This window comes from Shouchella sp. JSM 1781072, assembly GCF_041949915.1.
Lineage (GTDB): Bacteria > Bacillota > Bacilli > Bacillales > Bacillaceae_D > Shouchella.
Genome location: NZ_JBHFQE010000002.1, coordinates 730682 through 751364 on the forward strand (window position 1 = coordinate 730682; position 20683 = coordinate 751364).

20 protein-coding genes, 1 pseudogene and 1 other annotated feature are annotated in these 20683 nt (G+C 40.7%); of the genes and pseudogenes, 10 read left to right on the top strand and 11 right to left on the bottom strand.

Annotated features, from left to right (window positions below; all coding sequences use genetic code 11):
* Positions 1-79: 79 nt before the first annotated feature.
* Positions 80-667, bottom strand: a complete 588-nt coding sequence (locus ACE1TH_RS13320) for a PepSY domain-containing protein (RefSeq protein WP_375079220.1) — start codon at positions 665-667, stop codon at positions 80-82.
* A gap of 58 nt (positions 668-725) precedes the next feature.
* A complete protein-coding gene (locus ACE1TH_RS13325; protein WP_375079221.1) occupies positions 726-2342 on the bottom strand; it encodes an NAD(P)H-hydrate dehydratase in 1617 nt (538 codons plus the stop codon).
* A gap of 76 nt (positions 2343-2418) precedes the next feature.
* Here ACE1TH_RS13325 and ACE1TH_RS13330 point away from each other — a divergent pair, with 76 nt between their 5' ends.
* Together ACE1TH_RS13330 and ACE1TH_RS13335 are read left to right on the top strand one after the other, a co-directional pair.
* Positions 2419-3531 (top strand): AI-2E family transporter, encoded by a 1113-nt coding sequence (locus tag ACE1TH_RS13330; protein ID WP_375079222.1) that lies wholly within the window; start codon positions 2419-2421, stop codon positions 3529-3531.
* A 117-nt stretch (positions 3532-3648) separates the two neighbouring features.
* Complete coding sequence (locus ACE1TH_RS13335) at positions 3649-3837, top strand: CotD family spore coat protein (RefSeq protein ID WP_375079290.1); 189 nt, start codon at positions 3649-3651, stop codon at positions 3835-3837.
* A 10-nt stretch (positions 3838-3847) separates the two neighbouring features.
* Here the strand turns inward: ACE1TH_RS13335 and ACE1TH_RS13340 are convergent, their stop codons facing one another.
* From ACE1TH_RS13340 to ACE1TH_RS13355, 4 genes are all read right to left on the bottom strand, one after another.
* A complete protein-coding gene (locus tag ACE1TH_RS13340) occupies positions 3848-4327 on the bottom strand; it encodes a ribonuclease H-like YkuK family protein (protein ID WP_099303291.1) in 480 nt (159 codons plus the stop codon).
* Between the two features lie 63 nt (positions 4328-4390).
* Positions 4391-4861, bottom strand: coding sequence for a GNAT family N-acetyltransferase (locus ACE1TH_RS13345; RefSeq protein WP_255224391.1), 471 nt, complete (start codon positions 4859-4861; stop codon positions 4391-4393).
* Positions 4862-4914: 53 nt separating this feature from the next.
* A complete protein-coding gene (locus ACE1TH_RS13350) occupies positions 4915-6138 on the bottom strand; it encodes a NupC/NupG family nucleoside CNT transporter (protein ID WP_375079223.1) in 1224 nt (407 codons plus the stop codon).
* A gap of 327 nt (positions 6139-6465) precedes the next feature.
* A complete protein-coding gene (locus ACE1TH_RS13355) occupies positions 6466-7329 on the bottom strand; it encodes an alpha/beta fold hydrolase (RefSeq protein WP_099303297.1) in 864 nt (287 codons plus the stop codon).
* 536 nt (positions 7330-7865) lie between these two features.
* Here ACE1TH_RS13355 and ACE1TH_RS13360 point away from each other — a divergent pair.
* The 4 genes from ACE1TH_RS13360 to ACE1TH_RS13375 all read left to right on the top strand — a co-directional run bounded on the left by ACE1TH_RS13360 (position 7866) and on the right by ACE1TH_RS13375 (position 13542).
* Complete coding sequence (locus ACE1TH_RS13360; protein ID WP_375079224.1) at positions 7866-9764, top strand: BCCT family transporter; 1899 nt, start codon at positions 7866-7868, stop codon at positions 9762-9764.
* Positions 9765-9992: 228 nt separating this feature from the next.
* On the top strand, positions 9993-10964 hold the full coding sequence (locus ACE1TH_RS13365; RefSeq protein WP_099303301.1) for a TAXI family TRAP transporter solute-binding subunit: 972 nt from the start codon (positions 9993-9995) through the stop codon (positions 10962-10964).
* 66 nt (positions 10965-11030) lie between these two features.
* Positions 11031-11564 carry a DUF1850 domain-containing protein gene (locus ACE1TH_RS13370; protein WP_375079225.1) on the top strand — a complete coding sequence of 178 codons (534 nt, stop codon included), beginning with the start codon at positions 11031-11033 and terminating at the stop codon, positions 11562-11564.
* On the top strand, positions 11551-13542 hold the full coding sequence (locus ACE1TH_RS13375; RefSeq protein ID WP_373454105.1) for a TRAP transporter permease: 1992 nt from the start codon (positions 11551-11553) through the stop codon (positions 13540-13542). The genes ACE1TH_RS13370 and ACE1TH_RS13375 overlap by 14 nt, the downstream gene beginning before the upstream one ends.
* 49 nt (positions 13543-13591) lie before the next feature.
* Here ACE1TH_RS13375 and ACE1TH_RS13380 read toward each other — a convergent pair whose 3' ends face one another.
* Positions 13592-14026, bottom strand: coding sequence for a GNAT family N-acetyltransferase (locus tag ACE1TH_RS13380; RefSeq protein ID WP_099303305.1), 435 nt, complete (start codon positions 14024-14026; stop codon positions 13592-13594).
* 134 nt (positions 14027-14160) lie between these two features.
* Here ACE1TH_RS13380 and ACE1TH_RS13385 point away from each other — a divergent pair, with 134 nt between their 5' ends.
* Positions 14161-14604, top strand: a complete 444-nt coding sequence (locus ACE1TH_RS13385; protein WP_099303307.1) for a YndM family protein — start codon at positions 14161-14163, stop codon at positions 14602-14604.
* A 214-nt stretch (positions 14605-14818) separates the two neighbouring features.
* On the opposite strand, the gene ACE1TH_RS13390 is transcribed toward ACE1TH_RS13385, so the two are convergent.
* Together ACE1TH_RS13390 and ACE1TH_RS13395 are read right to left on the bottom strand one after the other, a co-directional pair.
* Complete coding sequence (locus ACE1TH_RS13390) at positions 14819-15178, bottom strand: SLAP domain-containing protein (protein ID WP_375079226.1); 360 nt, start codon at positions 15176-15178, stop codon at positions 14819-14821.
* A gap of 20 nt (positions 15179-15198) precedes the next feature.
* Complete coding sequence (locus ACE1TH_RS13395; protein ID WP_375079227.1) at positions 15199-16185, bottom strand: tryptophan--tRNA ligase; 987 nt, start codon at positions 16183-16185, stop codon at positions 15199-15201.
* A gap of 43 nt (positions 16186-16228) precedes the next feature.
* Positions 16229-16472, bottom strand: a binding site (T-box leader).
* A 123-nt stretch (positions 16473-16595) separates the two neighbouring features.
* On the opposite strand from ACE1TH_RS13395, the gene ACE1TH_RS13400 reads away from it, so the two are divergent.
* Entirely contained in the window at positions 16596-17447 is an 852-nt protein-coding gene (locus ACE1TH_RS13400) for a hypothetical protein (protein WP_375079228.1), read from the top strand.
* A 118-nt stretch (positions 17448-17565) separates the two neighbouring features.
* On the top strand, positions 17566-18174 hold the full coding sequence (wrbA, locus tag ACE1TH_RS13405) for an NAD(P)H:quinone oxidoreductase (protein WP_099303314.1): 609 nt from the start codon (positions 17566-17568) through the stop codon (positions 18172-18174).
* Between the two features lie 78 nt (positions 18175-18252).
* Here wrbA and ACE1TH_RS13410 read toward each other — a convergent pair whose 3' ends face one another.
* Positions 18253-18504 (bottom strand): hypothetical protein, encoded by a 252-nt coding sequence (locus ACE1TH_RS13410; RefSeq protein ID WP_099303316.1) that lies wholly within the window; start codon positions 18502-18504, stop codon positions 18253-18255.
* Positions 18505-18651: 147 nt separating this feature from the next.
* Positions 18652-19025: pseudogene (locus ACE1TH_RS13420) on the bottom strand (MerR family transcriptional regulator).
* A gap of 181 nt (positions 19026-19206) precedes the next feature.
* Here ACE1TH_RS13420 and aldA point away from each other — a divergent pair.
* Positions 19207-20652 (top strand): aldehyde dehydrogenase, encoded by a 1446-nt coding sequence (gene aldA, locus ACE1TH_RS13425; RefSeq protein ID WP_375079231.1) that lies wholly within the window; start codon positions 19207-19209, stop codon positions 20650-20652.
* The last annotated feature ends 31 nt before the right edge of the window (positions 20653-20683 follow it).

A 20683-nucleotide genomic window follows, 5' to 3' on the forward strand; every position in this document is an offset into this window, starting at 1 on the left:
CACCATTGACCTTGAACATTCACGCACTTTAATAACAAAAGGCCACCCGTTATAAACGAGCAGCCAATTTTTTCATTGTTTAATCTCGATCAATTTCAATGATTTCACCAGATTGTGCATCAACTTTCACTTCGTGTTCACCTTGATCAATTTCAATCTTCACTTCATAATATGTGCGGTTGTCATCTCTCTCTAGTTCCCAACTTCTCATAGCGCCATCAATTTCATCATGTGCAGTTTGAACAGCTTCGTTTGGCTCAATTAACCCCTCTGTGTCAATTGCTTCTCGCTCACGTTCCACGCCACCTGCATCATCTTGATCAAGAGCCTCTGTTTCTTGGCTTACTTCTTCTTGCGTTTCTACATCAATGATTAATTCGTACTCTGAATCATCATCGATCCCGTCAATTTCATAGTTCATGCTTTGTGCATCGTATTTCAAGCCTGTTAATGAAGCGTCCGGGAATACTTCATTAAATCTTTCTATCGCATCATGGATAGTAATGTATGAATTCATGGATTCGCCTTCTTGAGTCGCGCTATTTTCCTCGCCACTATCTGGCTGTGGATTTGGGTTCATTTCTTCTGGTCCGCCATCTTGGTTACAGGCAGCAAGCATGAGTAGAGCTGCAAAAGCGGTCATCGTTGATAGCTTCCGTTTTCTCATTTTGTGTTGGCTCCTTTAAATATGATAGATAAAGTATTCCCCAACCTTTAGATTTTCACTACTTGGTTGTGAATACTTTAAATGCTTCTGGAAGTTTTTCAATGAGATAACTTGGTGTGATATTGTCAGCACTCCAAGAATCTTTCTTAAATAAATCAGCTGCATACCCATGTAAATAAACAGAAGTGGAGAGTGCGACTTGAGTAGTTTGCCTAGCAGCAAGCGCAGTGATAATCCCCGTTAGCACATCGCCTGTTCCACCCTTTGCCAAGCCTTCATTTCCAGACATATTCACAGTAATAAACCCATTTGGCATTGCTACGATCGTGTGAGGTCCTTTTAAGACTACATAAATGCCATTCTCTCTTGCAAACGCCTCGGCAATTTCAAAACGACGGTTCTTAATTTGCCCTGTATCCAAATTCGTCAACATCGACATTTCACCTGGATGAGGCGTAATGATAAGCGGTGCCGAACGTTCGCGAATTAAGGATAAACATTCATTTATACAATGTAATGCATCAGCATCTAAAAGTAAGGTTCCCTCAAAATATTCAATAGCATGAGCGACAATCTTTTTGATTGAATCGCCTCGCCCAATACCAGGTCCGATCGTTAAGACATCTTTGTTTTCATAGAACTGCAGAAGCTCCTCTTCTGTTGGTTCAAGGTGCCCCTCTCGTTCCGTAAATGTCGCAAACATCGCTTCTTTCACATGGGAAGATACGAGTGACTTTACCGATGTGACAGCAGCAACCGTTGTTAAACCGGCGCCACTTTGTACAGCAGCACTCGTAACGAGACTTGCCGCTCCAGGCATGTCTTGATGTCCAGCGATAATTCCGACTCGTCCATTCTTTCCTTTATGTGCAAATGAACTTGGCTTTAGCCAGCTATTAAACACTTCCTCTTCTCCCCAAATACAGCGTTGCTTTTCAAGGTGCTTAAAGGTTGCTGGTGGCACACCAATAGGCAACACGTCCGTTTTTCCATAAAACGGTTTCGTTGCTTCTAAAAAGTAGCTGAGTTTCATTAATTGTAAACAATACGTTTGATCAGCCTGAATCGGCTCATAATCAAATTCCGATTCATCCGCAGGTACACCACTAGGGAGATCAATTGCCACAACCGCTCGTTGCGACTGATTTACTTTTTCTATAATCTCAGGATACGGGTCTTTAAGAGCTCCTCGTACGCCTGTTCCAAGCATTGCGTCTACAATGACGTCGATATGACACAGGATCTCCATCCAGTCCGGTTCAAGGTCATGCCAGTATTTCCACCTGTAGCCACTTTGTTCGTAAATTCGTTTATGCAATTTTGCATCGCCTGTATATTGATGTTCTTCAGCCACGATACATGTAATAACTTGAATTCCTTGCTCTCTTAGCATCCGCGCCACAACAAATCCATCTCCACCATTGTTGCCTGCACCAATTAAGATTAGGTAGCGTTTATGACCATATTGCTCGATTAATTTACGTGCAATCTCTCTTCCTGCATTTTCCATCAACACAACGCCTGGTAAGCCAATTTTGTTCATCGTGATCGCTTCTACACTCGCCATTTCTTCTCCGGTTACTATTCGCATTGCGCTCACCCTTTTTATTCGATCATCGTATTCATGGATATTCCCGCTTGCGGCAACTTCAAACAAGCAGAATAGATATTTCATTGGATTTCTGCTATTTTATGATATAGTATTTTTACTACTCTCTTTTGAATACACATAGTAAATAAAGATTTATTGGATGGAGGCCTGGCTCACCGTGATGGATAGTAAAGCGTTTCGTTTTGCTTGTTGGATCATTATTATATTTTTAATTGTCTACTTAGGATCACTCGTTGATTTTATTTTTAGACCGATCGCGGTTCTGTTTCAAACGCTGTTTGCACCAATTGTAATCGCACTGATTATTTATTACTTGTTACGACCTTTTGTGAATATCCTCAGTAAAAAAATTCATCGAGGTATTTCCATTTTAATTGTATTTCTTGTTTTAATTGGCTTGTTAACAGGCGCGATTTTGTACATAGGTCCAATTATTCAAACCCAAATCATGTCCTTTATCAACAATATTCCGAGATACGCAAATATGGTCCAAGACTTTTTCGAAAGTCTCCAGGATACACAAGCGTTTCAAAATGCGATGGATACAATGGATCTGTCTTTAGAAAATATCTCGAATACAATAACGGAAAACTTCCAGGGGTATCTTGAATCTGCACTCGATAGTATCGGCTCATTTATTGGCGCTGTTGCCAACGTAGTCATTGTTGCGGTCATCATTCCTTTCGTCCTGTTTTACATGCTGAAAGAAGGAAATAAAGCACCAATGATGGTCATTAATCAATTTCCAGCAAGAGAACAAGAAGAAGGAAAGCGAGTGCTTAATGATCTGGATAGTGCTTTAAGTGGCTATATACAAGGACAGCTTCTTGTAAGTGCATGTGTCGGGGTCCTTTGCTTAATCTGGTATTTAATCTTAGGGTTAGATTACGCCTTAATTTTAGCCATTGTCGCCTTGTTCACAAACGTTATTCCGTTTATTGGACCATGGATCGGTACAGCACCAGCGGTTGTCGTAGCACTATTTGACTCACCACTTACCGCACTATTTGTTATTATTGGTGTTGTCGTCATACAACAAATTGAAAGTAACGTCTTCTCCCCGCAAATTATGGGTCGACAACTTTCAGTTCACCCACTAACGATTATTTTCGTCTTACTTGTCGCCAGTCAGCTAGCAGGGTTTATCGGCATCTTACTCGCCGTACCTACTTATGCAGTTGGTAAAGTAATTGTCCAACACACATACCGCTTAATTCGTATTCGAATGCGGTCTACGCCGAAAAAGATTTAACGAAAAACCGTTTCGCTAATAGCGAAACGGTTTTTTTCATGTTGCCTATACCTTTTTATCCTTATTTACATAGACTGTGAATAACAAAGGAGGTGTGTATAGATGTTCCGCAAACCTATGCCCCCCAGGAGGCCTCATGTAGAAGAGTATGTTGTTCAAGAAATTCAGCCAGTGTTGACCCATTATGTAACAAATAAAATTTATCGACACGTTCACACTTATCCCCACACAGAATCAACTGTGAACCGAGAGCTACCACCACCACCGGTGAACCCTCAACATCCTTGGAGAAGACCGCCTCGCTAATCGTGGCGGTTTATTTTGTATATCGATTGGCGTAACAGCTTGCTACATAAGCAAACGGTTTAATTCTTGTTGGAAAACCTACTCGATTTAACCGGCTTCTTAATTCTTCCATATAGCGAGATGAATCGTGTTGCGCTGAGCCGCTTATATCTAAATGTGCTTCAAAACGAATTCCAACCCTTTCTCGATACGCCATATACAATTCTGAGAGAAGTGACTCCGTTAAGAGCGTTTCATAAAGTAGGCGACTATAGATTGAACGAATTTTAAAAGGCTTTGTCACTCGCAACGTATAGGTCCATCTCTTGTAAGATGAAGACGTTATGACCACACCTGTAACAAATCGCGTTGTTTGCCCATGAACTTGGGAATCCGTACCAACAATGATATGCGGGTGACTCAAATGATGATTCATTTGAACAGCAACTTTCTCAAGTACATCCGCAAATAGCGCTTGATTCTCTGTGTTCCAATCATGCCCCATTGACATCTTATGCCAACCCCACTCACCTTCTGACCTCTTCTATTCTATGCGAGAAAAGAATAAAAAAACCTACGAAATTGTACGCTTTTCCAAAAAGGCAAACACAGTCGCTTCTCCCGGTAATTGAGCATGTGAGACAATTTCATACCCAAGCTTTTGATAGAGGGCAAGGTTTTTCTCACTTTTTGAACCCGTGAAAAGTTTATAGGTCGTAGCAGGTAACGCTTGCTCAATGGCAGTCATTAGCTTTCTTCCTAGCCCTTGATTTTGTGCAGATGGATGAACCATAAGTTTTCCAATATTCGTCGTACCGTCTTCATGTTTTCCTCTAACCGATCCTACAATTTCATTTTGTTCATTGACCGCTTTTAAAATATGATGGGTCTCAAACGCTTGCTCCGCATCATTAACAGTTTCATGTAAAGGCAAAATCGTATAATCGTTATAAATCTCTGCTTCACTTTGATAAGCGAGTTTTTGTAGGGAAAGAATTTCTTGTGCGTCTGCAACTGTTGCGCGTATAAGTTTGATTTGCATCATAAGCACTCCTTTTCTAAGAAAAAAAGACAGTCTACCGACTGTCTTTTTCTATACTACCCGCCAATTAACATTCCGGCAATGGTAGCATTCATTAAGTTAACAAGTGTAGCGGCGATTAATGCTTTTACACCGTATTTTGCAATAAGTGAACGACGTTCTGGAATCATACCGCCAAGACCACCAAGCAAGATTGCGATCGAGCTCAGGTTCGCAAATCCACAAAGAGCAAATGCCGTAATGATAAACGTACGCTCAGACAATTGGTCTGCGCCGGACATTAGTGCTTCAAACCCAATAAATTCATTAATGATCGTTTTTTGACCAATAAACGAACCTGCTTCTAACGCTTCAGCCCAAGGAACACCAATTATCCAAGCAACTGGTGCAAACGCATAGCCAAGAATTTGTTCAAGTGTCACTACACCAAGACCGAGAATATCGTTTCCGACAAACGATAACAATAAATTCACTAACGCAATTAAAGAAACGAATGCAATAAGCATCGCACCAACGTTTAAAGCAAGCTTTAAGCCGTCAAGTGCACCATTCGATGCTGCATCAATAAAGTTGCGGGATTCCCGCTCTACTTTAAGATTAATTCCATCTTTTGTTTCACTAATTTCCGTTTCTGGCACAATCATTTTCGCCATCAATAGTCCACCTGGAGCAGACATAAACGTTGCCGCAATTAAGTATTCCAGGGGTACGCCCATTAATGAAATACCAGCCATAACTGAACCTGCAACAGTTGCCATACCACCAGTCATGACGGCAAAAAGTTCAGAAGCAGTCATTTTTCCTAAATAAGGTTTAATCATTAAAGGTGCTTCTGTCTGTCCAACAAAGATATTCCCTGTTGCTGAGACCGATTCAGCACGGCTTGTTTTTAATAAACGAGAAATTCCGCCTCCAAGATATTTAACAATAAATTGCATAATGCCATAGTGGTATAAAATACTAATAACGGCAGAGAAGAAAATAATTACTGGTAAGACTTGGAATGCAAAAATCATTCCGACTCCTTCTACTTCAAATATCCCACCAAATACCATATTAATCCCTGCACCTGATGTATCAATTGCAGCTTGTACACCGCGAGTTACTTGTTCCAAGACAAAACTTCCTGTGTCCGTCCATAAAACAATGAATGCGAATGCAATTTGTAACGCTAGAGCAGTCAAAACTGTTCGCCAGTTAATCGCTTTCTTATTTGTGGATAATAAAAAAGCAAAGGCGAGTAAAATGACAATACCCATAATACCCCATAATACGTTCATATTAGCCTCCCCGACGCGAGTTAGTCACTCTTTGCGCCTTACTATTCCCTTTAATATGAGATTGTTGCACGTTTCCTCAAAAAAATAAAAAAGCTGACAAGATTCAGCTTAAGAAAACGCGCACAGGAAGTCAATGCGTTCTAAAAAAGTTAAAATACTAAGAATCATTTCTACAATAGTCTTTTTACACATATCGGATCACGTTTATACGTAAAAAAGCGTTTACCAAGCGGTTTTTCGACAACAGAAAAAGTGGACTTTGTTTTCCTTCGCTTCAAAAAAAAGACAAAAAGAGCTCCACTTAAGTAAAAGCAGAGCTCTCATTATTTATGCCGAGTGGTGATTTAAAAAACCAATTACTTCATTATTATGGTCCTCTGACCCTTTACCTAAAGAAAGTAAATGGCCCCACGTGTTTAAACAACATAATTTTGAGGATTGAATATGCCCTTTCGCATACTCAGCATGATCGAGCGGCACAATGGCATCATTGATACTATGAACAATTAACGTTGGTGCTTGAATCGAATCAAGCTCTTGTTCAAGTGAACCTTTTATTTGGTGTAAATCAATCCAAAATCCATGACCAGAACGCTGAAATTCTGTCATGCGGTCAAATAAATACCAATCTCTTGATAACGTCCGTTCTTTAATTTCTTTATAAGGAAGTTTACTGTACAAGGGTGCAATCGTTTTAAACGCAAAGTCTGGTGAAAAGCGCGCTACACTTGATACACCTTTCCAGACAAACTTCTCCACATATGGATAAAACAAGAAACGACTGAATAGTGCGTCACGTTTTCTCGATTCTTTCCACGGCTTCGTCACCGCACCTTGTAACGTAAACGTTTTTACACGTTCTGGATAATGACTTGCTAAGTAAATGCCAGAAGGGCCTCCAGTTGAAGCAGCAATGACATGTACTTGATCAATATGCAGCTCATTTAATAATTCAACATAAAAACTGCACGCTGTTTCTAATGATTTTCCGATTCTTTTCGACGTATGGCCGTATCCTGCTCTTGAGGGGATGATAACCGAATACCCTTGTTCAACAAGTTCTTCTAGGCCAAGTTGTTCTAAACAATTGGAATGACCACCATGCAAATATAATATCGGTTCTCCTTCTCCCGTAATCGAATACTCTAAAGTCAAATCCTCATACGTAAAAGAAGCAACGCCTCTCTCCATGATGACTATCTCCTTTTTTTATCGTAGTTTTAAAAAAATCTAAGATGAATATTACTCCCCTTGAGAAAGAAAGTCAACGGGCATTTCACGATTTTTCATCTACAAATTCATACCAATTTCTACATAGATTACGCTACGCCTATTAAGATTGTGAATGATTTGCTAGAAGCATGTCTTTCCCGCACTATAAAAGGCCTTCTATGGATACATATCAAAAGATATGACGACCTCAAATGATATTCATCACTTATCGCGCGGATGGAGACTTTTACCACAGGCACAAGCGCGACATCCGTTTGCGCTACGTTATCACTTGCGCTCACGGTGTCTTCTTTACCGCGGGCAATGCCTCAACTCCTTCGCTAACATTACTCTTGGCTTTTCACCGTTTTCGAGTATACTTTTCACTCAGGGAATTTAATTAACTATTGTGTATTTTTAAAATTGATGTTGTTTTTTTGTTCTGTTAGGGTATGGGTATCGGTATGCAAAATGTTTTACATAGTATAAAAAAATTTTATAAGGAGCTGTTGCTTATGGCTAGTACACCGAACAAAGAAAGTATTAAAGAACAAGCTTCCCCCTTTGTGTTAATCTCTTCAACCATTATCATCGCGTTATTCGTCTTATGGGGGATTATTAGCCCTAGTCATTTGGCTGCTACAGCGGACACAGCACTTGACTGGATTATTGAAAATTTCGGCTGGTTTTACATGACCATTGCCAGTTTGTTTATTGTATTTGGGTTAGTTGTCGCGCTTTCTCCATTTGGTAAATTAAGACTTGGAAAAGACAACGATCGACCGGAGCATTCGTTTATTTCATGGATTGGGATGCTGTTTGCCGCCGGACTTGGTGTTGGCTTCGTTTTCTTCGGTGTAGCTGAACCTATTTTATATTACGCAGATCAACCTCCTGGCTACTCATTTAGCTTGCCAGAGGAAGGTGGAGATGCTGCAGAAGTCGGTCTTCGTTACGGGGTATTTCATTGGGGACTGCACGCGTGGGGAGCATTTTCAGTCGTTGGTTTAACGCTGGCTTACGTACAGTTTCGAAAAAATCGCCCTGCATTAATTAGTTCTGCCTTTTACCCATTACTTGGAAACAAAACAGATGGCTGGATGGGAAAAGGGATTGATTTACTCGCCGTTATTTCTACTTGTGCCGGCGTCGCTACGACATTCGGGATTAGTGCTTTGCAAATATCAGGTGGTGTTTCCTTTTTATCTCCTCTTGAGAACGGTTTACCACTACAATTAAGCATTATTGCAATAATTACAGTCCTATTTTTATTCTCCGCCGTTCGCGGTATTAATAAAGGAATTAAACGATTAACGAATTTAAATTTGGTTTTAGCTGGACTATTAATGTTGTTTGTATTATTTGCAGGTCAAACCATCACGCTACTAGAAAGCATGGTGACAACATTAGGCAGTTACGTGGCAAACGTTGTGTCGATGTCGTTTTCGATGGATCCTTATAATGATGACGGATGGCTTGGCGCCAATACGATTTTCTTTTGGGCGTGGCATATGTCTTGGTCCCCGTTCGTCGGACTATTTATTGCTCGAATTTCGAAAGGCCGTACTATCCGCGAATTTATTGGCGGTGTTTTGCTTATACCAACAGTTATGGCAGTTATTTGGTTTTCTGTCTTCGGTGGGACAGCATTAGATATTCAGTTAAGCGGAATTTTTGATATGGCATCCGTTGCGACTGATGAAGTGGAATTAACGTTATTCTATATGCTCGATCAATTGCCATTAACGATGATTTCTAGCATTCTAGCTGTCATCGTAGTTGGGATCTTCTTTGTGACATCTGCTGATTCCGCTGCATTTGTTCTTGGCTCAATGACTTCAAATGGCTCGCTAAATCCTAGCTTTAAACTAAAAGTCATGTGGGGTGTACTCATTGCAGGTACAGCTTCCGTACTTCTGGTTAGTGGTGATGGTGGTTTAGATGCTCTACAAACCGCCGCTCTAACAGCCGCACTTCCTTTTGCTTTCATCCTCGTCCTCATGCTTGTTGCAATGGGAACGATGTTGACACGGGATTGGAAGACAGAACAGAGACGTAAACAAAATGCCCATGATGAGGATCTCAAGAAATCAATGAAAGAAGAAGCGTATGAAGATCTTAAGCGTGAATTAGCTTCGGAATGGCGCGAAGAATTAAAAAGAGAAATTCTTGCCAATGGTCGATCTTCTGCTGAGATGCTTCACTTCCAAACGACAGAAGAGACTTGGATTACAGGCAAGACTTTAGCAGAGATCAAGTTTCCTGAACACGTCAATGTAAGTGCAATTGAACGTGAGGATCAGATGATCTCTCCAACTGGAAGTACGGTTATTCAAGCAGGTGATTATCTCTATATTCTCGTTGAAATTCAACAAAAAGAAGCGGTACAAGAAATCTTACGTAAAACAAATTAACTGCGACAATGGTTTTCGTAGTCAGCTAAACATCAGACATTTTCACAAAGATAGAGGCTTAGGGTATCTACCTAAGTCTCTTTTTCCATTGCAAAAGATCTTACATAGTCGTACTAGCAACAGTCAGAATGTTATATAATTGAATTAAAATAAATTTGACAGTTTTCTTTATTTTTAAGTAAAATTAATAAATAGAAAAAAACAAATTTTTTAGGGGGTCTATATGTTATGAAAAAATCCTTACCTTATCTCGTTGCTTTTAGTGCGATTCTAGTTCTTGGCGCTTGTAACAATGGAGATGATAACGGCGGTGGCGATGGCGAAGCAGGTGGCGATGAGCCCGAGTTCATGAACTTATTAACTGGTGGGACTGGTGGTACGTACTACCCACTTGGTGGAGAAATTGCAAATGTTTTAGGCGATGCGACAGAAACATCAATTGATGCCCAGTCCTCCAACGCCTCAGCAGATAACTTAGCCAGCTTACGAAGTAATGAAGCCGAAATTGCTTTTACACAAACTGACGTCATGTCAAACGCAATTGAAGGGATTAATTCTTTCGATGAGCCGATTGAAAATATCTCTGCCATTGGTTCTCTTTACCCAGAAACGATTCAAATCGTTACGACAGCAGATAGTGGCATTGAAACAGTAGAAGATCTAGAAGGGCAAGCCGTTTCAGTTGGTGCACCTGGTTCAGGTACATACGTTAACGCTGAGCAGATTTTAGAAGTATCTGGCTTAACGATGGACGACATTAATGCACAACACCTTTCTTTTGACGAGTCAACGAGCGGACTGCAGGACGGGAATATTGATGCCGCCTTTATTACAGCCGGGACACCCACTGGTGCTGTTGAAGGGTTATCAGCAACAAACGATATTGCCATCGTTTCTATGTCTGATGAGAGTATTAATAATTTAGTTGATCAATATCCTTACTATGCAGCTTATACAATTGAAAGCGGCACGTATGCAGGTTTGGATGAAGAAGTGAATACAGTAGCGGTTTATGCAATGCTTGCTGTTACAAATAATTTATCTGAAGACCTTGTCTATGAACTAACTAAGGCACTATATGAGAGAACCGACGAAATTTCACATGAAAAGTCCAATGAAATCATGCTTGAAACTGCGCAAGAGGGAATCGGCTTTGACATTCACCCGGGTGCTCAACGCTACTACGACGAACAGGAATAAATTCTTAAAGAGCCGGCTGCCTAGCCAACGTTTGTGCAGTCGGCTTTTATTATGGGAGAGGTCCCAATGAAACATTTGAAAAACCGCTCTCTCCAAATCATTGGCGGGGTTATTTTAATCATAATGGGTTTGTCGTTTATACCATACCAATCTGCGCTGACGTTTTCAACACAGCGCTCGGATGAGTTAATTGCCTATACGCCCATGTCTATTGGTGATTCTTTTCAAATTATTTATACGCATTCGATTCATTTAACCGATGTGGAAGAATCCTATCAAGTTACGAATGAGCAGAAAATCCGCCAGTATGAAATGAGCTTTGACGAATTCGGAATTGGCATGCCCTCATCTGCAACAGGTGACCAAGAACTTGTAATAGAAAATGGACGTTACCATCTTAAAAATATGAATGTTATTCATTCCTACTTGCCGATACGGATTGCCGATGTTGTTCCCGAACAGCGACTCGTTTGGAATGAGGGAAACCAACAAATTTGGTTTAACGATTATTTTGAACCCCGTTCTTACATAACTATTGAGTTGAAATCTTTAAACGTATGGCAAGTTTTGAGAGGAGTAGAATTAAGTGAGCACGAATAACGAAGCGATATCACAGGAAGAACAAGATCAATTAATGCAAAAGTATGATCCAGAATCACGAACACGGAACGTAAAAGGCATTACAGCAGCCATCGTCTTTATAGGGTTGCTGTCGTTTTCATTATTTCATATTTATACAGGGATTTTTGGTGCATTCACAGCGCAAATTCAGCGTACGATTCATTTAGGCTTTGCCTTAACGCTCATTTTCCTACTCTTTCCTGCTAGACGCAAAACAACGAAAGATAGCGTACCATGGTACGATTACTTGCTAGCGTTAACCGCTATTATTGTCAGTGCGTACTGGCCCGTTTTTTACAGTGATTTAGTTCAACAAATTGGCGGGATTGCCACGACGACCCAATTTATTATTGGTGCCTTAGCGGTTGTACTTGTCTTTGAAGCAACACGTCGAGCAGTCGGCTTACCGATTGTCATTATTGCTGGACTTTTCGTAGTCTACGCCCTTTTTGGTCCATATATGCCAGGCTTTCTGGCACATCGAGGTTTAAACTTAGATCAATTCATTAACTCTATGTTCTTTACAACACAAGGAATTTTAGGAACACCCTTACAAGTATCATCAACCTTTATTTTCTTATTTCTTTTATTTGGAGCGTTTTTAATTCAAACGGGGGTCGGCGGATATTTTAATGATTTGGCGATTTCCATTGCCGGACGGAGAATAGGTGGACCTGCTAAAGTAGCGATCTTCTCTAGTGCACTTAACGGTACGATTTCCGGGAGTTCAGTGGCAAATACTGTCACAACAGGTGCCTATACGATACCGATGATGAAAAGATTAGGATATAAGCCGAATTTCGCTGGAGCTGTAGAAGCAGCCGCTTCAACAGGTGGACAGATTATGCCGCCTATCATGGGGGCAGCCGCCTTCTTAATGATTGAATTTGCTGGAGTGAGCTATTGGGAAATCGCCAGAGCTGCGATCATCCCAGCCATTCTCTACTTTTCTGGTATTTGGATTATGACTCATTTTGAAGCTAAACGCTTAAACTTACTCGGATTACCGGCAGACCAAATTCCAGCAAAAATGGTGATTATAAAAAAGCTCCACCTTTTACTCCCAATTTTATTAATCATTTTTTTACTCTTTCGAGGATTTAGTATTGAGCGAGCCGCCTTACTTGGAATTTTGTCTACAGTCATTGTCAGTTTATTTTTAAAAGAAACAAGAATCACGCCAAGTAAATTTGTTCTTGCTTTAACAAGCGGGGCACGTACAGCATTAGGAATTGCTGCTGCAACGGCTTGTGCTGGTATTATTGTTGGCGTTGTCACAACAACTGGGCTTGGATTGAAAATGGGAAATATGATTGTCGGTCTTGCAGGCACGTTTACAACTAGTCCTGAGATCCAATTACTCCTTACACTCGTCCTCACCATGATTACTTGTATTATCATTGGGATGGGTTCACCGACAACAGCAAACTATATCATTACATCGACCATCGCGCTCCCAGCAATTATTGCACTAAATGGAGAATTAGAAGTGGCCATTCCAATTCTTGCTGCGCATATGTTTGTCTTTTATTTCGGTATACTTGCTGACATCACACCGCCCGTTGCGCTGGCCGCATTTGCCGCCACGGGAATATCAGGCGGCGAACCAATACGAACAGGAATTAATGCGACGAAGCTAGCCATAGCCGCATTTATTATTCCTTATATGTTCGTCTTACAACCACAATTGTTAATGATTGATTCGACCCCGCTCGAGATTGGCGTTACCTTCGTCACTGCCTTTGTTGGCATGATCGCCATTGGCGCATGCATGATTGGCTATTGGTATCGTAAAATAAATTGGTTCGAGCGAATACTTTCTCTAGCAGCGGGGCTATTATTGATTTATCCAGAAGGGTACTCAGATATTATTGGATTTGTTCTTTTCGTTGGCTTAATCGTTCTTCAACTCTTGACCATGAAAAAAAATAAATCAACTGCATCCCTTCAAAACTAACCTTAAAAAACCGCCTGAAAGCAGAATCTCTGTCTTCAGGCGGTTATATTTATTTAATCGTGTAAATCATTCGGGTTAGCTCTTCTTCGTAATCCGTATCGGCTTGAAAGCCAACTTCTTCAAACACATGCCGTGCGTGCGTATTGTCCTTGGCAATCAATACACATATTTTATCGGGATCGGTTTCGTCTTTTAAAAACTCGACACACTTTTGTACAAACGCTCGCCCTTTCCCTTTTCCTGTTTCTTCAGGGTTTAAACCAGGAGCGATCTCAATCATTCCATTTATGCGTTTAACACCGATAAAGCCAATTATTTCGTGCTCACGGTAAATCGCGTACTGCCATGTGTTTTTCTTCCCAAACTCCAAAAAGGATGACATATGGGAGTGTTGTTCATCATGAAAAAATGAATACGCTCCTTTGTAATGCCATTGATACGCAACCCACTTTGCTTGATCCTCCGTCATAGCCACAAAGCGCATACGATGTTTCCCCCCATCCAAATTTACAACTTCTCTTTCTTTATTGTTACAAATCGAAAAAATAGCCGTTCTACAAAATGACAGGTATATTGCTTCCCTTAATCAGAAAAACTGATTAAAAAGGAGGTATTTACTTGAAACACGTTGGTATCTTTTTAACAAAACTACTCATTAGTTTGTTTGCCTTCAGCGTCGGTTTCCTTTTCTTTACAGAAGCAACCTATGTTGATGTTCTCACATTTGCTTTATTAACAACTATTTTATCTTACATTGCTGTTGATTTAATCATCTTACCTCGATTTGGCAATCGTACTGCCTTAGTGAGCGATTTTATTCTCACTTACTTTATTGTATGGGTATTTGGTTCTGTCTTGTTTGCGAACTATATGCTTATTGCATGGGGTAGCATCTTGGCAACGAGCATCATTACCTTTTGTGAAGTCTTTGTTCATAACTACCTGCTTAAGCATATGTACGCACAAGAAAGACGCCGTCAACCACGAGCACAATTCGCATTCAATACAGAATTAGCAGAAGATGAAGATCCGACAGCATCAATAAAGAGAGAAAAAGATTAAAATGACGATAGCTTGTCGACTAAGTCGATAAGCTTTTTTATTGTTCTACATTAATCATATAAGGATATTTTTAAACCCTCATTTCTCTAGTGTACCATAATCAACAAAAACTGCGCGAAAGGAGTTTTAAAATTAGACACATTTTCTTCAAGCAACATTTTCCATTAACCGTAAAAAACTTGCTGCGAAATGACACGGCAACAAGTTTCAATCACTAGATGTTTTCTATTAACAATCCTCTTAACTCCGATTGACCGTTAAGAAGGCCTTTCTCAAAAATAAAGGTCCATGGCATACTCGTAAACGGAGGCAATGTGTGAATGGAAAAGTTTTTTTCAGCAATCGTCTGCCCTTTTTCTACGTAAGCAAGAGGCCGCCCCTCCCACTCTTCAGGATGTTCGGACCGATTTTGAACAATCACCGTAACAAGCAAATCGTCTCGATGATTAAAAGCCTGTCGATACGGAATAAAGCGTTGATCAGGCTCCTGCTGTAGCAATTGTTGAATTTGGCTCAAATCGTTTGGGTCAATGGTTTTTTCCCAAGCGGGATGTAGCATAAGTGTCTGCACCATCTATCAACTCCACATTTTTACTACCCTAATCCTATCTCGTTTTTTATGTTTTGTAAAAATGGTGTCGCTTCGTTACGAACCCGTTCCGCTCCCTCCTGCAACAATCGCTTCATTTCCTTTGGCTTTGACATCCACTCTTTGTAGCTTTCTCTTGGTTCTTCTAATGTGCGATTCATCACGGTAAACAATTCCGCTTTCGCCTCTCCCCAGCTAATTCCTTTTTGAAATGCTTCCTTCATGGCATTAACCTCATCGGCAGTCGCAAATACTTGATATAATTGAAACACATTTGACGTAGCTGACTCTTTTGGCTCATGAGGAAGTAAAGAATCAGTCTTAATTTTATTGATTCTTTTCTTAAGTTCCTCTTTTTCCAAAAAAATTGGAATGGTATTCCCATAGCTCTTGCTCATTTTCCGACCATCTAGACCAGGCAATACGGCAACATCTTCCATAATGGATGCATCAGGAAGCCTGATTGACATGCCATGCTTCCGTTTCATTGCCAGTCCTAATTCTCGTGCCATTTCGATATGTTGAATTTGATCTCGCCCTACAGGTACAAGGTCTGGCTGCAAAAGCAAAATGTCCGCTGCCATTAAGATAGGATAGGTGTATAAACCCATGTTCACACCAGAATCGAGATCTCGCTCGGCGCGTTTATTCTCATCAACGATTGCTTTATATGCATGGGCTCGATTCATCAATCCTTTTGGAGAAAGAGTCGCGAGCACCCAACTAAGCTCAAATATTTCTGGAATGCTAGACTGTCGATAAAGAACAGATTTATTTGGATCAAGACCTAATGCCAACCATGTTGCGACAACCCCGTTTGTTGACATTTCTAGCGATTTCTTCTGATGCGCCTGCGTTAACGCATGTCCGTTGGCAACAAAGTAGTAAGCATCATGGTTTTTAGTAAGGTCCAGTGCCGGCTTAATCGCGCCAATATAGTTTCCTAAATGAATTTCTCCAGTTGGTTTAATGCCTGTTAAACTACGCTTCATTCCGTTTTCCTCCTTTTTCAACATAAAAAGGGCTACCCATCCCAAAAAGGACGGATAACCCGTGGTGCCACCTTCATTCGTTCCATATAAGAACGCGCTCATTCCGTACGAGAGTCTTGCTCTGATACGTTGTCTTTTATAACGGTAAGACACCCGCCTTGCCTACTGCACATTTCAGCAAGGAAGCTCCGAAGTCCATTCCCCATGCAGGCTACACTAGTTCGCACCAACCACTAGCTCTCTTAAGCACCCTTACATACGTACTTACTCTTCATCCACGCTTATTTTTATCTATCATAGTGTATTTTCTGACAAACCGCAATAATATTTTGATAAATGAATGAATTTCATAACTTAAAATTGATTCAAATGATACAATTACTCTTATAAGAGAAAGGCGGCGAGCACGTTTGCATATCATTGACACAGTCCCTGATTTTTTAGCAAAAAATGTCCATAGTTTGATGACTCTTAAGGATTATCACCGCACGTATCCAGATGCATTTAAAGAGTACTTCTCTTATCACTGTCCTTCAACGGAAGAGCGGTTTAAACAAGCTTTGCAACGCTATTTAAACGATCTTCCCCATATTAAAACAGTGCACCAGCAGTTGCCATCTATATTAGAAACTATTAATACACGATATAAAGAACGATATGAATTGTCATTTAAGCAACACATTTATTTTATAGTTGGCGCCTATAGTTCAAATGCTTTTACTCATAGGCAAATTACACCTGATATTACATTTGCATTAGAGCAACTCCCACAGCATCATGATGGACTTCGAGTTCTAGCTGCACATGAATTTGGACATGCACTTCATCAAACATGGACCGATACCGCTGGAATGGATTGGTCTCATGTTCAGTGGGACAATCACCTTTTATCCCTTTATCGTGAGGGGGTTGCCACTCACTTTTCAAGAGAAATTGTTCCAGATGCCCCTCCTCACATTTACTTTACATTCGGATCTGACTACTTAGGAAATGAATCTTGGTTAGCCTTTGCTCAAGAAAACGAACAAACGCTCAAATCTGCTTTTTATATGGATTATCAACAACTCAGTCCTCAAGAGGTTTTCCGTGAATGGTTTTCGATTAATGGCGGGAAACGATTTGGCTATACGCGACTCGCTTACTTTCTCGCCGATCGCTTTTTTCAACAAAAGCGAAAGAAAACGGGAGAACGTGAAGCCATCCTTGCTTGGCGAGACCCATTCTTTCTAAAAGAAATCGAAAAGTGGCTTAGAGACGCGTAAGCAGTTTCAAAAATGATACCAAGTTACAAATAAGTGCATACTTGTGCCTCCCTTTGGATCAAACTACACTAGAGTTAGGAAAAACATTCGGATCACTGAGGTCCAAAAGGAGACGATTATGAGTAACGAAAAAATTGCCATTGTTTATTACAGTTCAACTGGTACAAACTACCAACTAGCTAAATGGGCTGAAGAAGCAGCAAAAGCAACTGGTGCAGAAGTGAAAGTACTAAAATTCCCTGAGCTCGCTCCTGATGCAGCGATTGATGCAAACCCTGCATGGCGTGCGCACGTAGACGCGACTAAAGATATTCCTGAAGTAACGGCTAACGACATGGAATGGGCTGACGGATTTATCTTCTCTGTCCCTTCTCGTTTCGGTAACGTACCTGGTCAAGCAAAACAATTCTTTGATACTCTCGGCGGCCTTTGGGCTGGCGGAAAACTTGCCAACAAAGTTGTCAGTGCAATGTCTTCAGCAGCAAATGCACACGGTGGTCAAGAGCAAACAGTTCTTTCTCTATACACAACGATGTTCCACTGGGGTGCCATTATTGCTGGACCTGGATACACAGATCCAGTAGCGTTCTCTTCTGGCGGAAACCCTTACGGCACGAGCGTAACGGTGGATCAAGAAGGAAATATGGTGGAAGACGTAGAAGAAGCGGTTAAACACCAAGCAAGACGCACAGTATCTGTAACAAGCTGGGTAAAAGCAGGTCAATAAATGATAAAAAACGCGAACGATGGATGGAAGCTCCCTTCGTTTGCGTTTTTTCGTTTTATCTTTATTCATAAAATCATTTTACTGAATAGTTGTTCCAATGACTCGATAACCTTTTCGTTTCAAAAACCGAGCCGATCGGCTAATTTCTTGTTCATCTCTGCCAATTAAATGAACGGTTTTATTCCTTATATCTTTATAGTAACGCTTTAAATACGGCAAAGGAATATTAATGGTGTTTGATAATTCATCTTTATATGCAAGGTGATAATCTCTTACATCTACACACTGCACATCCGTTTTAGTACCGTCAGCACTTTGTAAGCACGACATACGTATCGTTCCTCTCCTCTTGTTTCTCTCTATCTATATGATGCCCTTATAGGGTATGTGTTCAACGTGTAAGTTCTCCCAATTCTGTTCCTCTCGTATCATAGCGGACAACGACCGTTTTGCCAACAAAAATGTCTTAGAAATGGGTTACGATTGTGCACCTTGCATATGCGCTTCACTCATTGACTCATACTGTAAAATTTTTTGATCCAATCGATCAAGCGTTTCTGTCATATCTTGTAAACGTTCTTTTAATTGTGCTCGTTGCTCAATCAAAATTTTCGCGGTTGCGCCGTTTCATCTCCTTGTTGATAAAGCGCCACGTATTCAATTAACACTTCAATTGGTAAGCCTGCTTTACGCATACATTTCGCAAACTCAATTCTGCGGCAATCCAGCTCGTCGTATTCACGTATGCCACTTTTGCTTCGTTTCACACGAGGAATCAGTCCGATCCGTTCATAATACCGCAATGTATCTTGAGATAATCCCGTTTTGTCGCTCACTTCAGAAATTAACATATGACAGCCTCCTTCATTCTATCGTAGCACTTGGAGTTTACTTCAAGGCAAGTATCCCATTCCATGTTTTGTCGTTCTATTTTACAGCACCTTTTTCTTTTTCTCCAAAATACTTTTCATGTTTAATCCAATTCTGATTGGGAATACAAGGAGCAACACATGATTACGAGGAGTGACATAAATGAAACCCCAACATTTATATATAAATGGCGAATTTGTTGAATCACAATCGAATGACATCATTGACGTCATTAACCCAGCTACAGAAGAAGTTATTTCTAAAGTTGTTGATGCAACAGAAGAAGAAACGAATAACGCGGTTGAATCTGCTTGGCGCGGTCAAAAAGAGTGGGAAAAAGTACCTCAAATTGAACGCGGACAAATCGTACGCAAAATCGGTGATGAGATTGCCGCAGACAAAGAAACATTTGCTAAAATGCTCAGTGAAGAACAAGGAAAACCTTTAGAAGAAGCCCGTGGCGAAATCGATACAGCAGTAAGCTTTTTCCACTACATGTCTGAATGGAACCGTAAGATTGGCGGCGATATCATGCCGAGCGATGACCCCAATGAACAAATCCTTATTCAGAAAAAGCCAATTGGTGTGGTAGCAGGTATTATTCCTTGGAACTACCCTGTCTTCATCTTTGCACGTAAAGTGGCAACCTCTTTAATTACAGGTTGTTCTGTTGTCATTAAACCATCCGAAGAAACGCCAAATACAGCGATTGCGTTTTCAAAAATCCTTGATAACGTTGGTTTACCAAAAGGCGTTTATAACTTAGTTACAGGTAAAGGTGACACGGTCGGAAATCGCCTAAGCAGCCATCCAAAAGTTGCGCTAATTAGTATGACTGGAAGCGTACCAGCCGGCACAAAAGTAATGGAAGCAGCAGCTCAAAATATTACGAAAGTGAATTTAGAGCTTGGCGGGAAGGCCCCTATCATCGTCTCAAAACATGCTGATCTTGATCTAGCTGTAAAAAATATTAAAGCTTCCCGTATCGAAAATGCTGGACAAGCTTGTATCTCAGCTGAACGAGTTTATGTACAAGAAGAAGTAGCAGACGCATTTACCAAGAAAATGGTCGCAGCTATGGAAGATACAAAAGTTGGCTATTCTTTAAATGATGACAATGTTGAAATGGGACCTCTATCCAGTGCTCATCACTTAGAAAAAGTAGAATCTCTTGTGAACAATGCGAAAGACAACGGCGCACGCATTGAAGTAGGCGGAGAGCGTATGAACATGGATAAAGGATACTTTTATGCACCTACCGTTATTACAAACGTGAAGCATGAAGATGAGATTATGACAACGGAAGTGTTCGGTCCAGTCTTGCCTATCACCACATACAAAACGTTTGCTGAAGCCATTGAGTATGCAAATGATTCCATTTATGGCTTGGCATCTGCTCTTTACACGAACAATTATAATGAAATGATGCAAGCAGCTCGCGACCTTCATTATGGTGAAACATTCGTTAACCGTGAAACAGGAGAAGCAATCCAAGGCTACCACGCAGGAATGCGTCAATCTGGGATTGGCGGTACCGACGGAAAGCACGGTTTAAACGACTTCCTTTCTACACATGTAATGTACTTGGCTTATAAAGACAATAACTAAAAGAAGGTTGGCATGATGCCAACCTTCTTTT

Bases quoted from the DNA above. Each gene is read 5' to 3' on its own strand.
- ACE1TH_RS13320 (WP_375079220.1), bottom strand. From the start codon at position 667: ATGAGAAAACGGAAGCTATCAACGATGACCGCTTTTGCAGCTCTACTC.
- ACE1TH_RS13325 (WP_375079221.1), bottom strand. From the start codon at position 2,342: ATGAAATATCTATTCTGCTTGTTTGAAGTTGCCGCAAGCGGGAATATC.
- ACE1TH_RS13330 (WP_375079222.1), top strand. From the start codon at position 2,419: ATGGAGGCCTGGCTCACCGTGATGGATAGTAAAGCGTTTCGTTTTGCT.
- ACE1TH_RS13335 (WP_375079290.1), top strand. From the start codon at position 3,649: ATGCCCCCCAGGAGGCCTCATGTAGAAGAGTATGTTGTTCAAGAAATT.
- ACE1TH_RS13340 (WP_099303291.1), bottom strand. From the start codon at position 4,327: ATGTCAATGGGGCATGATTGGAACACAGAGAATCAAGCGCTATTTGCG.
- ACE1TH_RS13345 (WP_255224391.1), bottom strand. From the start codon at position 4,861: ATGATGCAAATCAAACTTATACGCGCAACAGTTGCAGACGCACAAGAA.
- ACE1TH_RS13350 (WP_375079223.1), bottom strand. From the start codon at position 6,138: ATGAACGTATTATGGGGTATTATGGGTATTGTCATTTTACTCGCCTTT.
- ACE1TH_RS13355 (WP_099303297.1), bottom strand. From the start codon at position 7,329: ATGGAGAGAGGCGTTGCTTCTTTTACGTATGAGGATTTGACTTTAGAG.
- ACE1TH_RS13360 (WP_375079224.1), top strand. From the start codon at position 7,866: ATGGCTAGTACACCGAACAAAGAAAGTATTAAAGAACAAGCTTCCCCC.
- ACE1TH_RS13365 (WP_099303301.1), top strand. From the start codon at position 9,993: ATGAAAAAATCCTTACCTTATCTCGTTGCTTTTAGTGCGATTCTAGTT.
- ACE1TH_RS13370 (WP_375079225.1), top strand. From the start codon at position 11,031: ATGAAACATTTGAAAAACCGCTCTCTCCAAATCATTGGCGGGGTTATT.
- ACE1TH_RS13380 (WP_099303305.1), bottom strand. From the start codon at position 14,026: ATGCGCTTTGTGGCTATGACGGAGGATCAAGCAAAGTGGGTTGCGTAT.
- ACE1TH_RS13390 (WP_375079226.1), bottom strand. From the start codon at position 15,178: ATGGTGCAGACACTTATGCTACATCCCGCTTGGGAAAAAACCATTGAC.
- ACE1TH_RS13395 (WP_375079227.1), bottom strand. From the start codon at position 16,185: ATGAAGCGTAGTTTAACAGGCATTAAACCAACTGGAGAAATTCATTTA.
- wrbA (WP_099303314.1), top strand. From the start codon at position 17,566: ATGAGTAACGAAAAAATTGCCATTGTTTATTACAGTTCAACTGGTACA.
- ACE1TH_RS13410 (WP_099303316.1), bottom strand. From the start codon at position 18,504: ATGTCGTGCTTACAAAGTGCTGACGGTACTAAAACGGATGTGCAGTGT.
- aldA (WP_375079231.1), top strand. From the start codon at position 19,207: ATGAAACCCCAACATTTATATATAAATGGCGAATTTGTTGAATCACAA.